Here is an 18639-nt window from a genome sequence, read left to right as displayed (position 1 = left end):
GAGAGGAGGGTGGGGTGAGGCGTTGCCTCGAACGACGTTGGGTGGACCTGCACGACATCCCCTTCTCCCCACTTGCGGGAGAAGGTGGCGGCAGCCGGATGAGGGGCTTGCTGTAGACCAATTGCCCCATGGGAGAGACGCGCATGCTCGGAAGGGTCAACCACATCGCCATCGCCGTGCCGGATCTCGCCGCCGCGACCGCGACCTATCGCGACACGCTCGGCGCCACCGTTTCCGCCCCTCAGGTCCTGCCGGAGCACGGCGTGACCGTGGTTTTCGTCGAGCTGCCGAACACCAAGGTGGAGCTGCTGGAGCCGCTGGGCGAGGGCTCTCCCATCGCCGCCTTCCTGGAAAAGGCGCCCGCCGGCGGCATGCATCACATCTGCTACGAGGTGGGCGACATTCTCGCCGCCCGCGACCGGTTGGTGGCGAGCGGCGCGCGCGTGCTCGGCGACGGCACGCCGAAGACCGGCGCGCATGGCAAGCCGGTGCTGTTCCTCCATCCCAAGGATTTCCTCGGCACGCTGGTCGAGCTGGAAGAGGTGTGACAGCACGTCGCGCCGACCGCCCGTTTGAACTTCTTCGCCGAGAGGCGTAAAAGGGCCGCTGTCACAAGGGACCGACCATGCAGCTGTTTTCCTTCTTCGCCGTCTATTTCGTCGTCTGGTGGATGACGCTCTTCGCCGTCCTGCCCTTCGGTCTGAAGACCCAGGCCGAGGCGAACGAGGTGGTGCCCGGTACGGTGGAAAGCGCTCCCGCGCGCTTTCGCGGCGGCCGTGTCATGCTGCTGAACACCATCGTCTCCGCCATCGTCTACGGCGCCTGGTATATCCTCTCGGTGCGCTTCGGCTACGGCATCGACGCGATCCCGCAATTCTATCCGAGCTACGACTGAGCGGCCGCCACAGGCGTTAACGCGTCGTTAGCAGGCCGGAAGCAAGACATTCCGCCACTGCCGGGATGGGAAGAAAAAGTCTTCCGATTGCCCTTCTTCGTATATTGCCGGGAACTAACCGTCTTACGGGAATGCCCGACCCAGCGTGAAGCGCCTGCGCGCGGTCTTGCCTTACGGTATGTGGGGGAGGTCTCCTCAGCGGCCGCCGGTGTGCGGCTTTGACGCATGGACCCGGACGGGAAAGCTGTTAGAGGAGAGGCGCCTTCGGGCGAAAAGCAAAAAAAAACAAGGCTGAAAGCCTTGTTTTACAGGTATCGCGTGATCTTTATCCGTTGTGCGGTGGCAGCGTCTACGCGCGCCAAAGATCTGATCCTCCCAAGACTTGACCGCGAAATTGGCGAGAATTTGTACTTCTTGCCTGTTTTGTGGCCTGAAACTAGCCCAAAGCTTGGGCGTTGTCATCCGCTTTTTTGCATTTTTGCTACAGTGGAATAAAATTTTTCCGTTGACAAGGCACGCGCAATTTCCGTTATTTGCGGCCCCATTTTTTCGCCACATTTCTTTGGGCCGTCCACGACGGTGGACAGTGCTTCGCGCCGATGCCGCCACCCGCCCTGCCGGGTTCCCTTCCTGTGGCGAAGCGTTTATGAACGCATGAAAATCAACGTCATTTTGCCCGATTCCCCGAATAGGGCGGATCAGTCACTCCGGAACCCGATATGCGCCTTTCCCGCTTCTTCCTGCCCATCCTCAAGGAAAACCCCAAGGAAGCCGAGATCGTCTCCCACCGGCTTATGCTGCGTGCGGGCATGATCAAGCAGCAGTCCCAGGGCATCTATACCTGGCTGCCGCTCGGCAAGCGCGTGCTCGACAAGGTCAACGCCATCATCCGCGAGGAGCAGAACCGCTCCGGCGCCGTGGAACTCCTGATGCCGACGCTGCAGTCGGCCGAGCTCTGGCAGGAAAGCGGCCGCTACGACGCCTATGGCAAGGAGATGCTGCGCATCAAGGACCGTCAGGAGCGTCCGATGCTCTACGGCCCGACCAACGAGGAGATGATCACGGACGTCTTCCGCTCGTTCGTGAAGTCCTACAAGGATCTGCCGCTCAACCTCTACCACATCCAGCTCAAGTTCCGCGACGAGATCCGTCCGCGCTTCGGCACCATGCGCTCGCGCGAGTTCCTGATGAAGGACGCCTATTCCTTCGACCTCAACCGCGAAGGCGCCGTGCATGCCTACAACCGCATGTTCGCGGCCTATCTGCGCACCTTCTCGCGCATGGGCCTGCGCGCCATTCCGATGCGCGCCGACACCGGCCCCATCGGCGGCGATCTCAGCCATGAATTCATCATCCTCGCCGATACGGGCGAATCCGAAGTCTTCTGCCACAAGGACTTCCTGAATTTCGACATTCCGGGCGTGGACACCAATTTCGACGACGTCGCGGGCCTGCGCGCCATCTTCGACAAGTGGACCTCGCGCTACGCCGCGACGTCCGAGATGCACGACGCACCCGCCTTCGAGGCGATCCCGGAAGGTGAGCGCCTGTCCGCCCGCGGCATCGAGGTCGGCCACATCTTCTATTTCGGCACGAAATACTCCGAAACCATGGGCGCCAAGGTGCAGGGTCCCGACGGCAAGGAGCATACCGTGCACATGGGCTCCTACGGCATCGGCCCGACGCGCCTCGTGCCGGCGATCATCGAAGCCTCGCATGACGAGAACGGCATCATCTGGCCGAAGGCCGTCGCGCCCTTCGAGGCAATCGTCATCAACATGAAGTCGGGCGACGAAGCCTGCGACGTGGCCTGCGAAAAGATCTACGGCGCGCTGCTGAACGCCGGTGTCGACGTGCTCTACGACGACAAGGACGAGCGCGCGGGCGCCAAGTTCGCCACCGCAGACCTCATCGGCGCGCCGGTGCAGGTCATTGCCGGCCCGCGGGGCGTGGCGAACGGCGAGGTCGAGATCAAGGATCGCAAGACCGGCGAACGCGAGACGCTGACCATCGAGGCAGCCATCAATCGCCTGACGTCCGGCAATTGATGCGGACCGGCGGCAACGGGAGGTAACATGGCTGACGCAGCGAGCGGCGCGCCCGCAACCGAGGCTCAGGTCTTCAGGAAAAACCGCCCGTTCTCCGCTTTCGAGCGGATGGTCGCCTGGCGCTACCTGCGCTCGCGGCGCAAGGAAGCCTTCATCTCGGTGATCGCCGGCTTCTCGTTCATCGGCATCATGCTCGGTGTCGCCACCCTCATCATCGTCATGGCGGTGATGAACGGTTTCCGCACCGAGCTGATTTCGCGCATTCTCGGCATCAACGGCCACATGATCGTCCAGCCGATCGACAGCCCGCTGAACGACTATGCCGCACTGGCCGACCGCTTTTCCGCCGTACCGGGCGTGACGATGGCGATCCCGCTCGTCGAAGGCCAGACGCTGGCCTCCGGCACGGCGGGGGCGGGCACCGGCGCGCTGGTGCGCGGCGTGCGCGCCGACGACCTTGCGAAGATGAAGGCCGTCTCCGACCATATCAAGGAAGGCGACCTCGTCGGCTTTGCCGCCGGCAGCGGCGTTGCCATCGGCGCGCGCATGGCCGAGCAGCTCGGCCTCAGCGCCGGCGGCCAGATCACGCTCGTCGCGCCCGAGGGCGACGTCACGCCGCTCGGCGTGAACCCGCGCGTGAAGACCTATACCGTCTCCGCCATCTTCGAGATCGGCATGTCGGAATACGACGCCTCGATCATCTACATGCCGCTGGAGGAAGCGCAGCTCTACTTCAATTCCGAAGGCATCGTGCAGTCGATCGAGCTCTTCGTCTCCAACCCGGATGCCGTCGACCAGCTCCGCCAGCCGCTGGAGGCCGCCGCCGGGCGGCAAATCTTCATCACCGACTGGCGCCAGCGCAATCGCACCTTCTTCTCGGCGCTGGAGGTCGAGCGCAACGTCATGTTCATGATCCTGACGCTGATCGTGCTCGTCGCCGCGCTCAACATCATCTCCGGCCTCATCATGCTGGTGAAGGACAAGGGCAGCGACATCGCGATCCTGCGCACCATGGGCGCGACATCCGGCGCCATCATGCGCATCTTCTTCATGACGGGGGCGGCCATCGGCACGGTCGGCACGTTTGCCGGCGTCCTGCTCGGCGTCATCGTCTGCCTCAATGTCGAATCCATCCGCCAGTTCTTCTCGTGGATTTCGGGCACGACGCTGTTCAACCCGGAACTCTATTTCCTCAGCCAGCTTCCGGCCGACATGAATGCCGGCGAGACCGTTTCGGTCGTCGTCATGGCGCTGGCGCTCTCGTTCCTCGCGACGATCTTCCCCGCCTGGCGCGCCTCCAAGCTCGATCCGGTCCAGGCCCTTCGGTACGAATAGGAACAGAACGCATGAATGCGCGCGTGGCTTTGGAACTCAAGGGCATCGAACGGCACTACGGCCAGGGCGAGACCGTGCTGACCATCCTCAAGGGGGCGGACTTCACGCTGCGGAGCGGCGAGACGGTCGCGCTCGTCGCCCCGTCGGGCACCGGCAAATCGACCCTGCTCCACATCGCCGGCCTTCTCGAAAGGCCCGATGTGGGCGAGGTCCTCGTCAACGGCCATTCCTGCGCCGAGCTTTCCGACGACCAGCGCACGGCGATCCGCCGCGGCGAGATCGGCTTCGTCTACCAGTTCCACCATCTGCTGCCGGAATTCACGGCTCTCGAGAACATCATGATGCCGCAGTTGATAGGCGGCCTCTCCAAGGGGGAGGCGCGCGAGCGCGCCGCCCAGCTTCTCGACTATATGCGCATCGGTCATCGCGCCGACCATCGCCCGTCCGAGCTTTCCGGCGGCGAGCAGCAGCGCGTGGCCATCGCAAGGGCTGTCGCCAATGCTCCGCTCGTCCTTCTCGCCGACGAGCCGACCGGCAACCTCGACCCCGAGACCGCCGGCTATGTCTTCGAGGCGCTGGAAGCGCTCGCCCGCCAGTCGGGCCTCGCTGCGCTGATCGCCACCCACAATCACGAGCTGGCCGGCCTCATGGACCGCCGCGTGACGATCGAGGACGGCCTCGTGCGCGAGCTGGCCTGACGGCTGTCAGTCCAGCCCGCAGATCGAGCGGCCGATCTCGTCCTTCCAGTCCTTCAAAAGCACGAACTGCGCCTTGCCGGCCACCGGCTGGCCATTGCTCTTGCCCTTGCCGGTCAGGACGTTGAGGTCGCATTCGTTCGTGCTGTTCTCCGCGCCTTCCTCCGCGATCGTGTCGTAGGAGGAGAAGGTGTAGCCGGCGACGATGAAGTCGAAATTGCGATAGGCGATGGTGAGCGACTGGCGCCAGCGGTCGCGGCCGACCGCGTCGTTCTTCGTCGTCAGCGTGAAGGAGCCGTTGGCAAGCGCCGTCAGCTCCGGCTCCTGCCCGTAAAGGGTCAAGTTGCCCCAGACGGAATTGGGCAGCGACAGGACCGGCGTCAGGCGCCCCTCCGTCTTCTTTGCGAGCCAGACATAAAGCCCGTTGTCGTCGCCGCCGTCGTCTCCGGGCGTCGCCACCACGGCAAGATCCTGCGCGCCGTCCTTGTCCCAGTCGCCGCTCGCCATGGCGATGATACGACCGGCCGGAAAGTCCGCGGCCGCAGCGGCGGCGGGCAGTGTGACCGAGAGAAGTAGGGCGGCAATCCAGGGCTTCATCATGTTTCCTCCATTCGTGGAGGCGACCATAAAGCACGCCGCGAAAGCATGCAGCCGGTTTGCACCCGTCCCATGGGGGAAATCAACAGGAAGTAGCAGCCTGCCGGCCGGCGAACCGTCGGCAAAGTCCCGAAGGCCTCTGCGCGTCATGCTTGGTTTGGACCCGACCATAAATCTTCGGCCGGAAGGTTTTTCCGGGTGCCTGTGGAAAACCGGTTGACGCATGAACAAAAATAGAACAAACTAAAAACATAAAGGGAAAGGAAGCCAAAATGACCGATTTTCTTCGTGATCTTGCTGCATTCGCCTCCATGGCAATGTTCGTCGCCAGCTTCTCCGTCATTCTTTTCGGCATCTGACGGCGGGGCCTTCCGCCATGTGCGCCCGGCGTGGAAACCGGGTGCAAAGCCAAGAACCGTCTGGACGAGACGGGGTCGAATCCGCTTAAGCTTCCCGTCTGACTGAAAGGACGATTGCGATGGCGGACGAGGCACCCAGAACGGACGACGGGAAGATCGCGGAGACGCCGCAATTCGTGCATCTGCGCGTGCATTCGGCCTTCTCGCTGCTGGAAGGCGCCCTGCCGATCAAGAAGATCATCGGCAAGGCGACTTCAGATCAGCAACCGGCGATCGCCATCACCGACACGAACAATCTTTTCGCCGCACTCGAATTCTCGCAGAAGGCGGTCGGCGAGGGCATCCAGCCGCTGATCGGCTGCCAGCTCTCCATCGACATGGAAGACGAAGGCGAGGGGGAACGGCGCGGCCCGCAGGCACATCTCCAGAAGCTGCCGTCCATCGTGGTGCTGGCGGCGAGCGATGCCGGTTATGCGCGGCTCGTCGACCTCGTCAGCCGCGCCTATCTTGGCGGTGAGGGCAACCAGGCGATCCACATCGCCTATCGCTGGCTGGAAGAGGGGACGGAGGGGCTGATCGCCCTTACCGGGGCGCGGGGCGGCCCGGTCGACATGGCTTACCTCGCCGGCCAGCCGGCTGTCGCAGAAGCCCGTCTCGATTCGCTGAAGCGCGTCTTCGGCGACCGGCTCTATATCGAGTTGCAGCGTCACGGGCGCTACGACAGGCAGCACGAGCGGCGCATGGTCGAGCTTGCCTATGCGCGGGACGTGCCGCTGGTGGCGACCAACGAGCCCTTCTTCCCGGCGCCTGACGATTACGATGCCCACGATGCGCTCATGGCCGTGGCGCACAACGCCATGGTGTCGGACGACAACCGCTTCCGCCTGTCGCCGGACCATTACCTCAAGAGTCGCAAGGACATGGCGGCGCTCTTCGCCGACCTGCCGGAGGCGCTGGAGAACACGGTGGAGATCGCCCGGCGCTGCTCCTTCGTGCTGAAGACGCGCGGGCCGATCCTGCCGCGCTTCACCGGCGCGACGGCGGACCCGGAGGAGGCCGAACGCGCCGAGGCGGCGGAACTGCGCCGGCAGGCCGTGGAGGGTCTGGAGAGCCGCATGGCGCTGCTCGGCCTGACGCCCGGCTATAGCGAGGAGGATTATCGCGAGCGGCTGGATTTCGAGCTCGGTGTCATCGAGCGCATGAAGTTCCCCGGCTACTTCCTCATCGTTGCCGACTTCATCAAATGGGCCAAGCAGCACAATATCCCTGTCGGGCCGGGCCGCGGCTCCGGCGCGGGCTCGCTCGTCGCCTATGCGCTGACCATCACCGACGTCGATCCCCTGCGCTTTTCGCTGCTCTTCGAGCGCTTCCTCAATCCGGAACGCGTCTCGATGCCCGACTTCGACATCGACTTCTGCCAGGACCGCCGCGAAGAGGTGATCCGCTACGTGCAGCAGAAATACGGGCGCGAGCAGGTGGCGCAGATCATCACCTTCGGTTCGCTCCAGGCCCGCGCGGCGCTGCGCGACGTCGGCCGCGTGCTCGAAATGCCCTATGGTCAGGTCGACAAGATCTGCAAGCTCGTGCCGAACAATCCGGCCAATCCGACGCCGCTCTACAAGGCGATCGAGGAGGAGCCGAAACTGCAGGAGGAGGCCGAGAAGGAGCCCGTCGTCGCGCGCCTGCTCGACATCGCCCAGAAGATCGAGGGCCTCTACCGCCACGCCTCGACCCACGCCGCCGGCATCGTGATCGGCGACCGGCCGCTGTCGCAGCTGGTGCCGATGTACCGTGATCCGCGCTCCGACATGCCGGTCACCCAGTTCAACATGAAATGGGTGGAGCAGGCCGGCCTCGTGAAGTTCGACTTCCTCGGCCTCAAGACGCTGACCGTCCTCAAGACCGCCGTCGATTTCATCCGCAAGCGTAACATCGAGGTGAAGCTGGAAAGCCTGCCGCTCGACGATCCGCCGACCTACGAGATGCTCTCGCGCGGCGAGACGGTCGGCGTGTTCCAGGTGGAAAGCGCGGGCATGCGCAAGGCGCTGATCGGCATGCGGCCGGACTGCATCGAGGACATCATCGCTCTGGTGGCCCTCTACCGCCCCGGCCCGATGGAGAACATCCCGGTCTACAACGCCCGCAAGCACGGCGAGGAGGAGATCGAATCGATCCATCCGATGATCGACCACCTGCTGAAGGAAACGCAGGGCGTCATCGTCTACCAGGAACAGGTGATGCAGATCGCCCAGGTCCTTTCCGGCTACTCGCTCGGCGAGGCCGACCTCCTGCGCCGCGCCATGGGCAAGAAGATCAAGGAGGAGATGGACAAGCAGCGCGCCCGCTTCGTCGACGGTGCGGTGAAGAACGGCGTTTCCAAGCCGCAATCCGACCTGATCTTCGACCTGCTCGCCAAGTTCGCCAACTACGGCTTCAACAAGTCGCACGCCGCCGCCTATGCCATCGTCTCCTACCAGACGGCCTATCTGAAGGCGCATTACCCGGTCGAGTTCCTCGCCGCGTCGATGACCTACGATATGTCCAACACGGACAAGCTGAACGACTTCCGGCAGGATGCCGGGCGGCTCGGCATCGAGGTGGTCCCGCCCTCCGTCCAGACGTCCTTCGCCCATTTCGAGACCGGCGAGAGCCGCATCTATTATGCGCTCGCGGCCATCAAGGGCGTGGGCGAGGCGGCCGTGCAGCACATCGTCGAGGTGCGGGGCGACGCGCCCTTCAGGAGCCTTGAGGATTTCTGCGAGCGCATCGATCCGAAATTCGTCAATCGCCGCGTCTTCGAAAGCCTGATCGTCGCCGGCGCCTTCGACTGCTTCGGCCATGACCGCGCCGCCATGATCGCCGGCCTCGACCGCCTGCTCGGCGCCGCCCAGCGCGCGCAGGAGAACAAGACGAGCGGGCAGGGCGACATTTTCGGCATGGGGGCGGCGACCGGGCCGGAGGTCATCACGCTGCCCTCCTATACGCCCTGGCTCGCCTCGGAGAAGCTGCACCGCGAATTCCAGGTGCTCGGCTTCTACCTCTCCGCCCATCCGCTCGACACCTATGCGCCGATCCTTGCCAAGATGCGCGTGCAGACCTTCGGCGATTTCTCCGCCGCGGTGAAGCGCGGCGCCACCGCCGGCCGGCTCGCGGGAACGGTGACGTCGAAGCAGGAGCGCAAGACCCGCACCGGCAACAAGATGGGCATCGTCGCCTTCTCCGATTCCTCCGGCCAGTTCGAGGCGGTGCTGTTCTCCGAAATGCTGAACCAGTATCGCGACCTGCTGGAGGCCGGCAAGTCGCTGGTCATGACGGTGCAGGCGGAAGAGCGGCCGGAAGGCATCGGCCTGCGCATCCAGACCCTGCGCTCGCTGGAGGAGGAATCGCTCCAGACCCAGAAGGCGCTGCGCGTCTATGTGCGCGACAGCGGCCCGCTGCGCTCCATCGCCGCCCACCTCAACACCAAGGGCGACGGCCTCGTCTCCTTCATCGTCATCAAGGAAAGCGGCCAGCGCGAGATCGAGGTGGAGCTAAACGAACGCTTCCGCATCTCTCCCGAAATCGCCGCAGCCATGCGCTCGACGCCGGGCGTGCTGGACGTGGAACTCGTTTAAGGAGCGCCTCGGCGGAGCTGGCGGCGTTTCGCCTGCCTTATGACAGGGCGCGGCGAAGAAAGTCGTTCAGGCGTTCCACCGCCGGGCTGCGTGATCGCGGGTTTCGCAGGATGCTGATTTCCAGCTCGTCGAGACGCGGTAGGCCCTCGTTGGCTCCGATAATGCGCAGGGAAGGCGGCACGCTGCACAGGGCCAGACCGGCGATGGCAAGGCCGGCCTGCACGACCGCGACAAGGCCCATCAGGCTGGCGCTCGAATAGGTGCACCGGTAGGCGCGGTCTCCTTCAGCGAGGGCTTTGAGGACGTTGATCCGCGCGGTGCAGCCGGGTTCGAACAGCGCGACAGGGAGCGGATCGTCGTCCCAGGCGATGTGGGATGGAGAGGCGACCCAGACGAAGGGCTCCCGCCTCAGGACCTCGACGGGCTGCTCGGCCAGGCGGGTGACGATGGCCAAGTCTATGCGTGCGTCCTCTATCGCCTTCGTCAATGCGGTCGTGGGCTCGCACACGAGTTCGACCGTGACGCGCGGATGCTCCGCCGCAAACTGGGCCAGCACCGGCGGCAGCAGGAAAGCCGCGTAGTCGTCCGGAACACCCAGCCGGACGCGGCCGCTCTCTTCCGGCCGCGTGACGCTCGCCCACGCCTCATCCGACAGCTTCAGGAGCCGCCGGGCATGGACCAGGAAATCCGAGCCGGCCGCGTTGGGAGTGACGGCCTTCGGACCGCGAACCAGAAGCTGCTTGCCGACGGCCTGTTCCAGCCGCTGCATCTGCATGCTCACGGCCGACTGGCTGCGCCCGATCCGCGGAGCGGCATTGGAGAAGCTGCCCGTTTCGACAACGGCAACGAAGGTTCGCAGCAGATCGATATCCAGAGGGTTTGTCATGGCGCTATCAGCATAACGAATAGGGTTCTCCAAATCTATTCGTTTGATTGAATTGTGCCAAGCCGCAATATGACCTCTCAACCTGTTTGAGAGGCCAGCATGGAAAGAACATCCGACACACGTTTGCCCGCCGCAAAGCTCGTGGCCGCGATGGTGATCGTCGGCACGGTCGGGGCATTTGCGGTCGAGGCCGGACTGGACCCGGTAACGACGGTTTTCTGGCGGTGCGCCTTCGGTACCGTCTTTCTCGGTGCATGGTGCCTGATACGCGGCTATCTGCCGGCCCGCGACCTTTCGTCGGCCCGGCTGGCGCTGGCTGCGCTCGGCGGTGTTTGCATGGTCCTGAGCTGGATCGCGTTCTTTGCCGGATTCGCGATGACATCGATCGCCACGACGACGATCGTCTACCATATCCAGCCCTTCTTCGTGGTCCTGATCGGCGTGCTGTTCCTCAAGGAGCGGATCACGCTCGACCAGGTCGTCTGGATGGTCGGTGCGTTTATCGGCGTCGTTCTCGCCAGTGGTCTTGTCGTCTCCTCCGGCGCGGTCGACACGACATGGGTGGTCGGGATCGCGCTGACGCTTGGCGCCGCGCTACTTTATGCGATCGCGACCATTCTCGCGAAAGGCCTCGGGCAGCAACGCCCGGAGGTGACGGCCTTGTGCCAGACCGTTGTCGGCACCATCTTGCTTGCCCCGTTTGCCGATATCTTCCGTTCCATTCCGACAGCGTCCTGGGGATGGCTTCTCGGCATCGGCATCCTGCACACGGGCATTGCCTATGTGCTGATGTATTCGGCCTATCCGAAGCTGTCGACGCCGGTCATCGGCGTGCTGACCTTCATCTATCCGCTGGTCGCGATTCTCATCGACTGGATCGTCTATGGTCACCCGCTCGGGATCGCGCAGGCGCTCGGCATGGTTCTGATTGCCCTCGGAACGCTCGGTGTACGGCTTGGCTGGCGCTTTCCAACCGGCAGAACCTTGCCGGCTTGAGGTCCGGCCCGTTCAGTTGACGACCGTGATCGAGGACTTCTTCTTTTTCTTCTTCTTGCCCTGCACGACCGCGGCATCCGCCTTCTGCACCTTGCGGGTCACGGTGATGAAGTCCGTGCCGTTGCCGGTTTCCGGGCCGAGGCCGGTGTCGGAGATGGAGAGCGACGCGCCTTCGCTGACGAGGCGGGAGATGTGATTGCGCGTCTCTTCCGGAATATCGAGCCGGTCGAGCGTCCTCGCGATGGCGTCCGGAGCTTCGGCGTCGGCCTCGGTGGTGATGCGGAGGCGCTTCATGGTGGCCTTCGGGAGCTGGTTGTCCATGCTCACGCCGTACCATTCGGCCGTGCCCTTGTCGGCATCGACGTCGCGGGCGAGCAGGAAATGCGTGCCGAGCGCGATCTCCGGTTCGCGGATGGTGATCGGCTCTTCGATGAGCGGCGTGAATTTCTGGCGCACGAGGATCTGGCCGTTCGGCGGCGTGCCCTTGCCGGCCTTCTGATAGACCGCGGCGAGGAGCTCCGCCGTCACCATGCCGTCCTCCTTGAGCCCTTCGGCGAGCTGGAAGGCGCGGATGGCGACGACCGTCTGCTTGCCGTGGCGTCCGTCGGGCACGCCGGCATCGTAGCCGAGGTCCGTCAGCATTCGCTGAAGATCGAGCAGCATCTCACGCTCCCCGCGGCGGGTGACGAGGATGCGGATCGGGTCCTGTTCGGTGCGTTCCACGGCCGGGGTGAGGATTTCCGGCTTCGGATCGGTCATCGCCACCTCGACGCTCTTGTCGCCAGCCTCGATGAGCGCGGGGCGCAGGCCCGCATCGGAAAGCAGCGGCGTGTCGGGCACGACGACGGAGGGCCGGAAGAGCGCGTCGTGCACGATGCGCTGCGGCGCGACCTCGCCGTCGGTGATCAGCACATGACCGCCGCGCCGCGTGACGGAAAACAGCGTCTTGGCGAAATCGTTCGGCAGGCGCACGCAGCCATGCGAGGCGGGGTAGGACGGCACGCTGTTGGAGGCATGCAGCGCGATGCCCGACCAGGTGAGTCGCTGCATGAAGGGCATCGGCGCGCTGTCGTAGATGTTCGAGAAGTGCGAGCGCTTCTTTTCGAGGATCGAGAAGATGCCGGTCGGCGTCCCGTGGCCGGCCTTGCCGGTGGAGACGCGCGAGGTGGCCACCACCACGCCGCCGTCATAGATCTTCAGCTCCTGGCGGTCCTTTGACACCATGATCTGGAGCGGCCCTTCCAGCGTTCCGCCGAGCACGGTGGTGCAGCTCAGCATCAGGCCCAGAATGCTCATGCCAGTGGCGAGGCGAAACTTCATGTAACCCATCCGTACGCAATACAAACCGGTGGCAAGCCTAGGACATCGGGCTTAAGGAAGGCTTGATGCACCCGCGCGGTCGGCACGATCCGTGCCATCCCGATGCAGGGAAGGACGCGGGCCGGCGGGGTTTTATTCGCTGGGATCGCCGGTTTTCCCCGAGGTCTTGACGGTCAACTTTCCGTGAAAGCGCTCCGGGCCGTTCTTGCCGAACGTATAGCCGGTCTCCACGCTCGCCTTGCCGAACTTGTCGCGCAGCGTGTTCATCGCGGCTTCCGCCGCCGCGCGGCGCGTTGCGGCGGGATCGACGAGATCGGGCGGATCGGCGCGGCCGGGATCGGCAAGATCGCTCACGCCGATGCCGATCAGGCGGTATTTCGTGCCGTCCGCCTCCTTGCGCAGGAGCTCCATGCCGGTGCGGAAGATCCGGTCGGCGAGCATGGTCGGGTCTTCGAGCTTGCGGTTGCGCGTGCGGCTCTTGAAGTCCGCTGTCTTCAGCTTGAGCACGACGGTGTGGCCGGCAATGCCGGATTTACGCAGCCGCGTGGCGACCTTCTCGCTCAGCCGGCGCAGATGCGCGGTGAGTTCGTCATAGCGCGAGATGTCGTCGAAGAAGGTGGTCTCGGCCGAAACGCTTTTTGCCGGGTCGTTGGGATGCACCTCGCGGTCGTCCTGCCCGCGCGACAGGTGGAAGAGCCGCTTGCCCATGACGCCGTAGCGGCGCATCAGGTCGGTCTCCTCCATAGCCTGGAGCTGGCCGACGCTGCGGATGCCATCGCGCTCCAGCGTCTCGGCAAAGGCCTTGCCGACGCCCCAGATCAGCCGCACCGGCTTGTCGCGCAGGAAATCCAGCGCCTCCGCTGCGCCGATGATGGAAAAGCCGCGCGGCTTGTTGAGGTCCGAGGCGACCTTGGCGAGGAACTTGCAGTAGGAGAGCCCGACGGAAATGGTGATGCCGATCTCCTTCTCCACGCGCTGGGTGAAACGTGCCAGCACGCGGGCAGGGGGATCGTGGTGCAGCCGCTCGGTGCCCTTCAGCTCCAGGAACGCCTCATCGATGGAGATCGGCTGCACGAGCGGCGTCAGCTCCTGCATCATCGCGCGCACTTCGCGGCCGACCTTGACGTATTTTTCCATGTCCGGCTTGATGACGACGGCGTTCGGGCAGGCTTCCAGTGCCTTGAACATCGGCATGGCCGAGCGCACGCCATGGATGCGCGCGATGTAGCAGGCCGTGGAGACGACGCCGCGCTTGCCGCCGCCGATGATCACCGGCTTGTCGGCGAGTTCCGGATTATCGCGCTTCTCGATTGCCGCATAGAAGGCGTCGCAGTCGATATGGGCGAGCGTCAGGTCGTAGAGCTCGCCGTGATAGAGGAGGCGGGGGCTGCCGCAGGCCCGGCAGCGGCGCAGGCCCGCGGGCTGCCCGGCAAGGCAGTCGCGGCAGAAGCCCGGAAAACGCATGTCGGCGGTGCTCATGATCTGGAACAAATATTGAACATCGCGACATTACCGCCTAAATTCGCGAGTCTCAACGGGAAGAAGGGCTGAACGCATGACGATGCACAGGCATGCGCAGGATGGCCCGCAGGGGCCGGCTTGTCAGAAGTCGCCGCCGCCATGGGGGCCGGACAGGACCGCATGGGCGTGGACGACGGCCTCCGGCTGGATGCCCGTCGCGGCGCTGAAAGCCAGAAGCGTCGGCTCGTGCTCCATGAGGAAATCGACGAGGCCGGCAAGGAAGCCGTGGTCGTTTACCGCGTTGCGGACCTCGCCGGGGGCGACACCCGTCAGCGCCAGGAAACGCGACAGGAGCTCCGGCTCTCCGGCCAGCCAGCCGAGGATGGAAAGGGCGGTCGCATCCGCGTCTTCGCGCGCGGGTGTTTCTTTTTGGCGTTTCATCCTTTTCCTTCGGGAAATTTACCTTTTCATCAACCAAGTGACGCTAACGTGGCTGCGGTCGGGCTGGGGGATTTCGGCTTCGCCGCAACTTATCTATCTCCCGGACGGTTGCAAGGCCGGCGAGAGGAACAGGGACGCACGATGCCCAAGCAGGTCATGATTGTCGAGGACAACGAGCTGAACATGAAGCTCTTCCGGGACCTCATCGAGGCATCCGGCTATGCGACCATCCAGACCCGGAACGGGATGGAGGCCCTCGATCTCGCGCGTAAGCACCGTCCCGACCTGATCCTGATGGACATCCAGCTCCCGGAAGTCTCCGGCCTCGAGGTCACCAAGTGGCTGAAGGAGGACGACGAGCTGCACGTCATCCCCGTGATCGCCGTCACGGCCTTCGCGATGAAGGGCGACGAGGAGCGGATCCGGCAGGGCGGCTGCGAGGCCTATGTCTCCAAGCCGATCTCCGTGCCGAAGTTCATCGAGACCATCAAGACCTATCTCGGGGACGCGTGAGGCCGACATGACAGCGCGCATCCTCGTCGTCGACGATATCCCGGCCAATGTGAAGCTGCTCGAAGCGCGGCTCCTGGCGGAATATTTCGACGTGCTGACGGCCGAGAACGGCTACGAGGCCCTGTCCATCTGCGAAAGCACCCAGGTCGACCTCATTCTCCTCGACATCATGATGCCGGGCATCGACGGCTTCGAGGTCTGCGAGCGGCTGAAGGCCAATCCGCGCACCGCCCATATTCCCGTCGTCATGGTCACGGCGCTCGACCAGCCCTCCGACCGCGTGCGCGGCCTCAAGGCCGGCGCCGACGACTTCCTGACCAAGCCGGTCAACGACCTGCAGCTCATGTCGCGCGTCAAGAGCCTCGTGCGCCTCAAGACGCTGACGGACGAGCTGCGCCTGCGCGCCGCGACGGCCCGCGCGATATCCCTCGAGGACGGGCTGGACAGCAATCTCGGCGACGAGCCGGGCGACGTCCTGCTCGTCGATGGCCGCGCCACCTCGCAGGAGCGCATCGCCCGCGCGCTGAAGCCCATCGCCGACGTCACCTGCATGTCCGACCCGCAGGCCGCGCTCTTCCAGGCGGCCGAGAGCAATTACGAGCTGGTGATCGTCAACGCCAATTTCGAGGACTACGATCCGCTGCGCCTCTGCTCGCAGCTTCGCTCGCTGGAGCGCACGCGCTTCCTGCCGATCCTGCTGATCGCCGAGCAGGGCGACGACGACATGGTCGTGCGGGCGCTGGATCTCGGCGTCACCGACTATCTGGTGCGCCCGATCGATCCCAACGAGCTGATCGCCCGCAGCCTCACCCAGATCCGCCGCAAGCGCTGCAACGACCGCCTGCGCGCCAGCGTGCGCCAGACCATCGAGCTCGCCGTCACCGACGGTCTGACGGGCCTGCACAACCGCCGCTATCTCGACAACCACATGAAGCTGCTGATCGACCGCGCGACCGCGCGCGGCCGCGCGCTCTCCGTCTGCATGACGGATATCGACCGCTTCAAGCTGGTCAACGACACCTATGGCCACGATGCCGGCGATGCCGTGCTGCGCGAATTCGCCAGCCGCGTGCGCTCGGCCGTGCGCGGCGCGGACCTTGCCTGCCGCTATGGCGGGGAGGAGTTCGTGCTGGTCATGCCCGATACCTCCGCCGAGATGGCGGCGGGCGTCGCCGAGCGCCTGCGGGCGATCGTCGAGCGGGAGCCCTTCCGCATTCCCGGCACGGATGTCTTCCTGCCGATCACCGCCTCCATGGGCATCGCCTCGATCCTGCCGGAAGGGGACAGCCCCGAGGCGCTGGTGAAGCGTGCCGACGCCGCGCTCTACGAGGCCAAGCGCTCGGGCCGCAACCGGGTTGTGGCCGCGGCCGCCTGAGCGGCTTTTCCACAGGGGTATTCACATTTCCGGCATTTACCTTTGATTCCGGGCAGTTGCCGGGCATTCCTGGACGCATGTTAACTTGACGTCTCTCGGCAGGTTTTTGGCCGTATGCCGTATGATTCATTTTTGATGAAGCTAATCAACGGCTTGCAGATTCCGCAATCTGGCCGTGTGAGGGCGGCAGGTTTCCTCGGTTGTGGATTTGCCCGTGCCACGATCGAATCGGCCGCCCGTCGCTGTGTCGCCTTCCATGACGAAACTGCCGCTCGATGGAACAAAACAGGGCCCGGCGATTAACTATGAGACAAGGACGCGGTCCGCGAGCGTTAAGAATTCGTTGATTTTTTTTCTCTTTCGCGCGATGCTCAACTCATAGGCGGGAAACAAGCCCGCACAACCGGTTACCCCATGATGCTAGGTCCGCCGCATCTCCTGGGTCGTGGGGTCGGTCGGTCAGCTACGACATAAACGGAATCCTCGTGCCGTCGTCGTGCCTGACCGACCCCCGTTTCGACGCCGCTCCCGGAAACGGGGGCGGCGTTTCGATTCGGGCGGTTGCAGGAGGTTGCAGGCGAGGGGGCAAAAGAAAAGGCGCCGGACGTTTCCGTCCAGCGCCTTTGCGAACCTCAAAGGGCTCCCAGGATCACTTGATCTTGGTTTCCTTGAATTCGACGTGCTTCTTGGCGACCGGATCGTACTTGGTCTTGGTCATCTTGTCCGTCATCGTACGGCTGTTCTTCGTGGTCACGTAGAAGAAACCGGTGTCGGCCGTCGACAGCAGCTTGATCTTGATGGTGGTAGCCTTGGCCATGGTCGTCCTGCCTTTATGAAAAACGAAGCCGCGGACAGCCATTCTGTTCCACGGCTTTAAATCTGGCCGGAAACTACAAATCGCGCCCGAAAAGTCAAGCCCGTTTCGGTCGGAAAACCATCCGCACCAGAGAAAGTACCAGGTAAAGGCCGAAGAAACCGACGATCGCCCAGGCAAAGCCGTCATTGCCGCCGACATCCATCGCCGCGCCGATCGCCTGCGGCCCGACCACCGTGCCGACCGCATAGCAGAAGATGAAGGCGGCGTTGGCGGCGGCGAGATCCGCGCCGGTGAGGCGGGAGCCGAGATGGCTGAGGCCGATCGTGTAGAGGCCCGCCACGCAGCCGCCCCACACGAGCAGCACCGCCGCCATCAGCAGCCAGTTGTGCGAGATGACGGGCAGCGAGAGCGCGCCGACGAGGCCGATGGCGGCCATGATCGTCAGGAGGCTCCGGCGGTCCCGCATGCGGTCGGAAAGCATGCCGAGCGGGATCTGGAAGGCCATGTTGCCGATGCCCATGACGGTGAGCAGCAGGGCGGCCTGCGATTCGGTGAAGCCGGCGCGCGTGCCGTAGATCGGCAGCAGCGAGAGCCCGCCCACCTGCACCGCGCCGAAGATGAAGACCGCCGCCGTCGCCGTCGGCACGAGAAGGATGTAGCGCATGAAATGCAGCTCCGGCTTCTCGTCGATGATCGGGCTCTCGCCGCGCGCGATGAAGATGGGAACGGCGGCGAGCAGGATGATCGCGGCCCCGAGCGCGAAGGGCAGCACCCCGTCGCTGCCGATCAAAGAGAAGATGAGGGGGCCCGTCGCAAAGCCGAGCGACAGCACGGTCGCATAGATGCCGAGCACCAGCCCGCGCCGGCGCGGCGGCGCCGCCGCGTTGATCCAGAACTCGGAGAGGATGAAGAGCATGGTCGTCGCGCCGTGGAAGACGAGGCGCAGCGGGAACCAGAGCCAGAAATTCTCGATGTAATAGAAGCCGAGGCCGCTGACGGCGGCGAGCAGGATCGCGCCGAGCATGGTCGTGGAGGTGCCCCAGTCATGCGCAAGGCGCGTCGTGAAGGGCGCGGCGGCCATGGCGGCGATGCCGGCCATGGCGGAATTGATGCCGATCATCGTGGAAGAGATGCCGCGCTTTTCCATGATGATGGAGAGCAGCGGGAGACCGAGGCCCATGGCGATGCCGACTGCGGAAATGGCCGCGATGGCTGCAATGAGAGACCGCCGGTGAATGTGCTCCACCGGGCCGGTTGTGCCGGATTGCGGCTGCGTCATATGCAATC

At 64.4% G+C, this 18639-nt stretch carries 16 protein-coding genes; 9 read left to right on the top strand and 7 right to left on the bottom strand.

All coding sequences use genetic code 11. From position 1 onward, the window contains the following. The first annotated feature begins 143 nt into the window (after nucleotides 1-143). The 5 genes from mce to DSD28_RS22625 all read left to right on the top strand — a co-directional run bounded on the left by mce (nucleotide 144) and on the right by DSD28_RS22625 (nucleotide 4976). On the top strand, nucleotides 144-548 hold the full coding sequence (gene mce / locus DSD28_RS22645) for a methylmalonyl-CoA epimerase (RefSeq protein ID WP_119258696.1): 405 nt from the start codon (nucleotides 144-146) through the stop codon (nucleotides 546-548). Nucleotides 549-625: 77 nt separating this feature from the next. Next, complete coding sequence (locus DSD28_RS22640) at nucleotides 626-895, top strand: DUF1467 family protein (protein ID WP_119258695.1); 270 nt, start codon at nucleotides 626-628, stop codon at nucleotides 893-895. 719 nt (nucleotides 896-1614) lie between these two features. After that, nucleotides 1615-2943 carry a proline--tRNA ligase gene (proS, locus tag DSD28_RS22635; protein WP_119258694.1) on the top strand — a complete coding sequence of 443 codons (1329 nt, stop codon included), beginning with the start codon at nucleotides 1615-1617 and terminating at the stop codon, nucleotides 2941-2943. 27 nt (nucleotides 2944-2970) lie between these two features. Next, nucleotides 2971-4278, top strand: coding sequence for a lipoprotein-releasing ABC transporter permease subunit (locus DSD28_RS22630; RefSeq protein WP_119258693.1), 1308 nt, complete (start codon nucleotides 2971-2973; stop codon nucleotides 4276-4278). Between the two features lie 11 nt (nucleotides 4279-4289). Further along, nucleotides 4290-4976, top strand: a complete 687-nt coding sequence (locus DSD28_RS22625; RefSeq protein WP_119258692.1) for an ABC transporter ATP-binding protein — start codon at nucleotides 4290-4292, stop codon at nucleotides 4974-4976. Nucleotides 4977-4982: 6 nt separating this feature from the next. On the opposite strand, the gene DSD28_RS22620 is transcribed toward DSD28_RS22625, so the two are convergent. Beyond that, nucleotides 4983-5573 (bottom strand): hypothetical protein, encoded by a 591-nt coding sequence (locus DSD28_RS22620; RefSeq protein WP_245424915.1) that lies wholly within the window; start codon nucleotides 5571-5573, stop codon nucleotides 4983-4985. Nucleotides 5574-6048: 475 nt separating this feature from the next. Between DSD28_RS22620 and dnaE the strand changes: the two genes are divergently transcribed. Beyond that, nucleotides 6049-9543 carry a DNA polymerase III subunit alpha gene (gene dnaE / locus DSD28_RS22615; RefSeq protein WP_119258691.1) on the top strand — a complete coding sequence of 1165 codons (3495 nt, stop codon included), beginning with the start codon at nucleotides 6049-6051 and terminating at the stop codon, nucleotides 9541-9543. A gap of 37 nt (nucleotides 9544-9580) precedes the next feature. On the opposite strand, the gene DSD28_RS22610 is transcribed toward dnaE, so the two are convergent. Continuing rightward, nucleotides 9581-10429, bottom strand: a complete 849-nt coding sequence (locus DSD28_RS22610; protein ID WP_119258690.1) for a LysR substrate-binding domain-containing protein — start codon at nucleotides 10427-10429, stop codon at nucleotides 9581-9583. A gap of 150 nt (nucleotides 10430-10579) precedes the next feature. On the opposite strand from DSD28_RS22610, the gene DSD28_RS22605 reads away from it, so the two are divergent. After that, nucleotides 10580-11425: a DMT family transporter gene (locus tag DSD28_RS22605; RefSeq protein ID WP_245424914.1), complete on the top strand. Its 846-nt coding sequence runs from the start codon at nucleotides 10580-10582 to the stop codon at nucleotides 11423-11425. 12 nt (nucleotides 11426-11437) lie between these two features. On the opposite strand, the gene DSD28_RS22600 is transcribed toward DSD28_RS22605, so the two are convergent. The 3 genes from DSD28_RS22600 to DSD28_RS22590 all read right to left on the bottom strand — a co-directional run bounded on the left by DSD28_RS22600 (nucleotide 11438) and on the right by DSD28_RS22590 (nucleotide 14647). Then, nucleotides 11438-12745, bottom strand: a complete 1308-nt coding sequence (locus tag DSD28_RS22600; RefSeq protein ID WP_119258688.1) for a L,D-transpeptidase family protein — start codon at nucleotides 12743-12745, stop codon at nucleotides 11438-11440. Between the two features lie 132 nt (nucleotides 12746-12877). Further along, nucleotides 12878-14224 (bottom strand): DNA polymerase IV, encoded by a 1347-nt coding sequence (locus tag DSD28_RS22595; protein WP_119258797.1) that lies wholly within the window; start codon nucleotides 14222-14224, stop codon nucleotides 12878-12880. A gap of 123 nt (nucleotides 14225-14347) precedes the next feature. Next, nucleotides 14348-14647, bottom strand: a complete 300-nt coding sequence (locus tag DSD28_RS22590; RefSeq protein ID WP_119258687.1) for a DUF3572 domain-containing protein — start codon at nucleotides 14645-14647, stop codon at nucleotides 14348-14350. Between the two features lie 141 nt (nucleotides 14648-14788). Here DSD28_RS22590 and DSD28_RS22585 point away from each other — a divergent pair, with 141 nt between their 5' ends. Both DSD28_RS22585 and DSD28_RS22580 read left to right on the top strand, forming a co-directional pair. Continuing rightward, nucleotides 14789-15160 carry a response regulator gene (locus tag DSD28_RS22585; RefSeq protein WP_119258686.1) on the top strand — a complete coding sequence of 124 codons (372 nt, stop codon included), beginning with the start codon at nucleotides 14789-14791 and terminating at the stop codon, nucleotides 15158-15160. Between the two features lie 7 nt (nucleotides 15161-15167). Beyond that, entirely contained in the window at nucleotides 15168-16535 is a 1368-nt protein-coding gene (locus DSD28_RS22580) for a PleD family two-component system response regulator (RefSeq protein WP_119258685.1), read from the top strand. A 649-nt stretch (nucleotides 16536-17184) separates the two neighbouring features. On the opposite strand, the gene rpmG is transcribed toward DSD28_RS22580, so the two are convergent. Together rpmG and DSD28_RS22570 are read right to left on the bottom strand one after the other, a co-directional pair. Continuing rightward, nucleotides 17185-17352, bottom strand: coding sequence for a 50S ribosomal protein L33 (gene rpmG / locus DSD28_RS22575; RefSeq protein ID WP_003547442.1), 168 nt, complete (start codon nucleotides 17350-17352; stop codon nucleotides 17185-17187). Nucleotides 17353-17446: 94 nt separating this feature from the next. Beyond that, nucleotides 17447-18631 (bottom strand): MFS transporter, encoded by a 1185-nt coding sequence (locus DSD28_RS22570; protein WP_119258684.1) that lies wholly within the window; start codon nucleotides 18629-18631, stop codon nucleotides 17447-17449. Between the last annotated feature and the right edge of the window lie 8 nt (nucleotides 18632-18639).

The sequence above is a fragment of the Shinella zoogloeoides genome (assembly GCF_003574625.1).
Taxonomy (GTDB): domain Bacteria; phylum Pseudomonadota; class Alphaproteobacteria; order Rhizobiales; family Rhizobiaceae; genus Shinella; species Shinella zoogloeoides_A.
The sequence above is the reverse complement of the archived record's forward strand: the minus strand, read 5'-3'. Positions and strand labels throughout refer to the sequence as shown.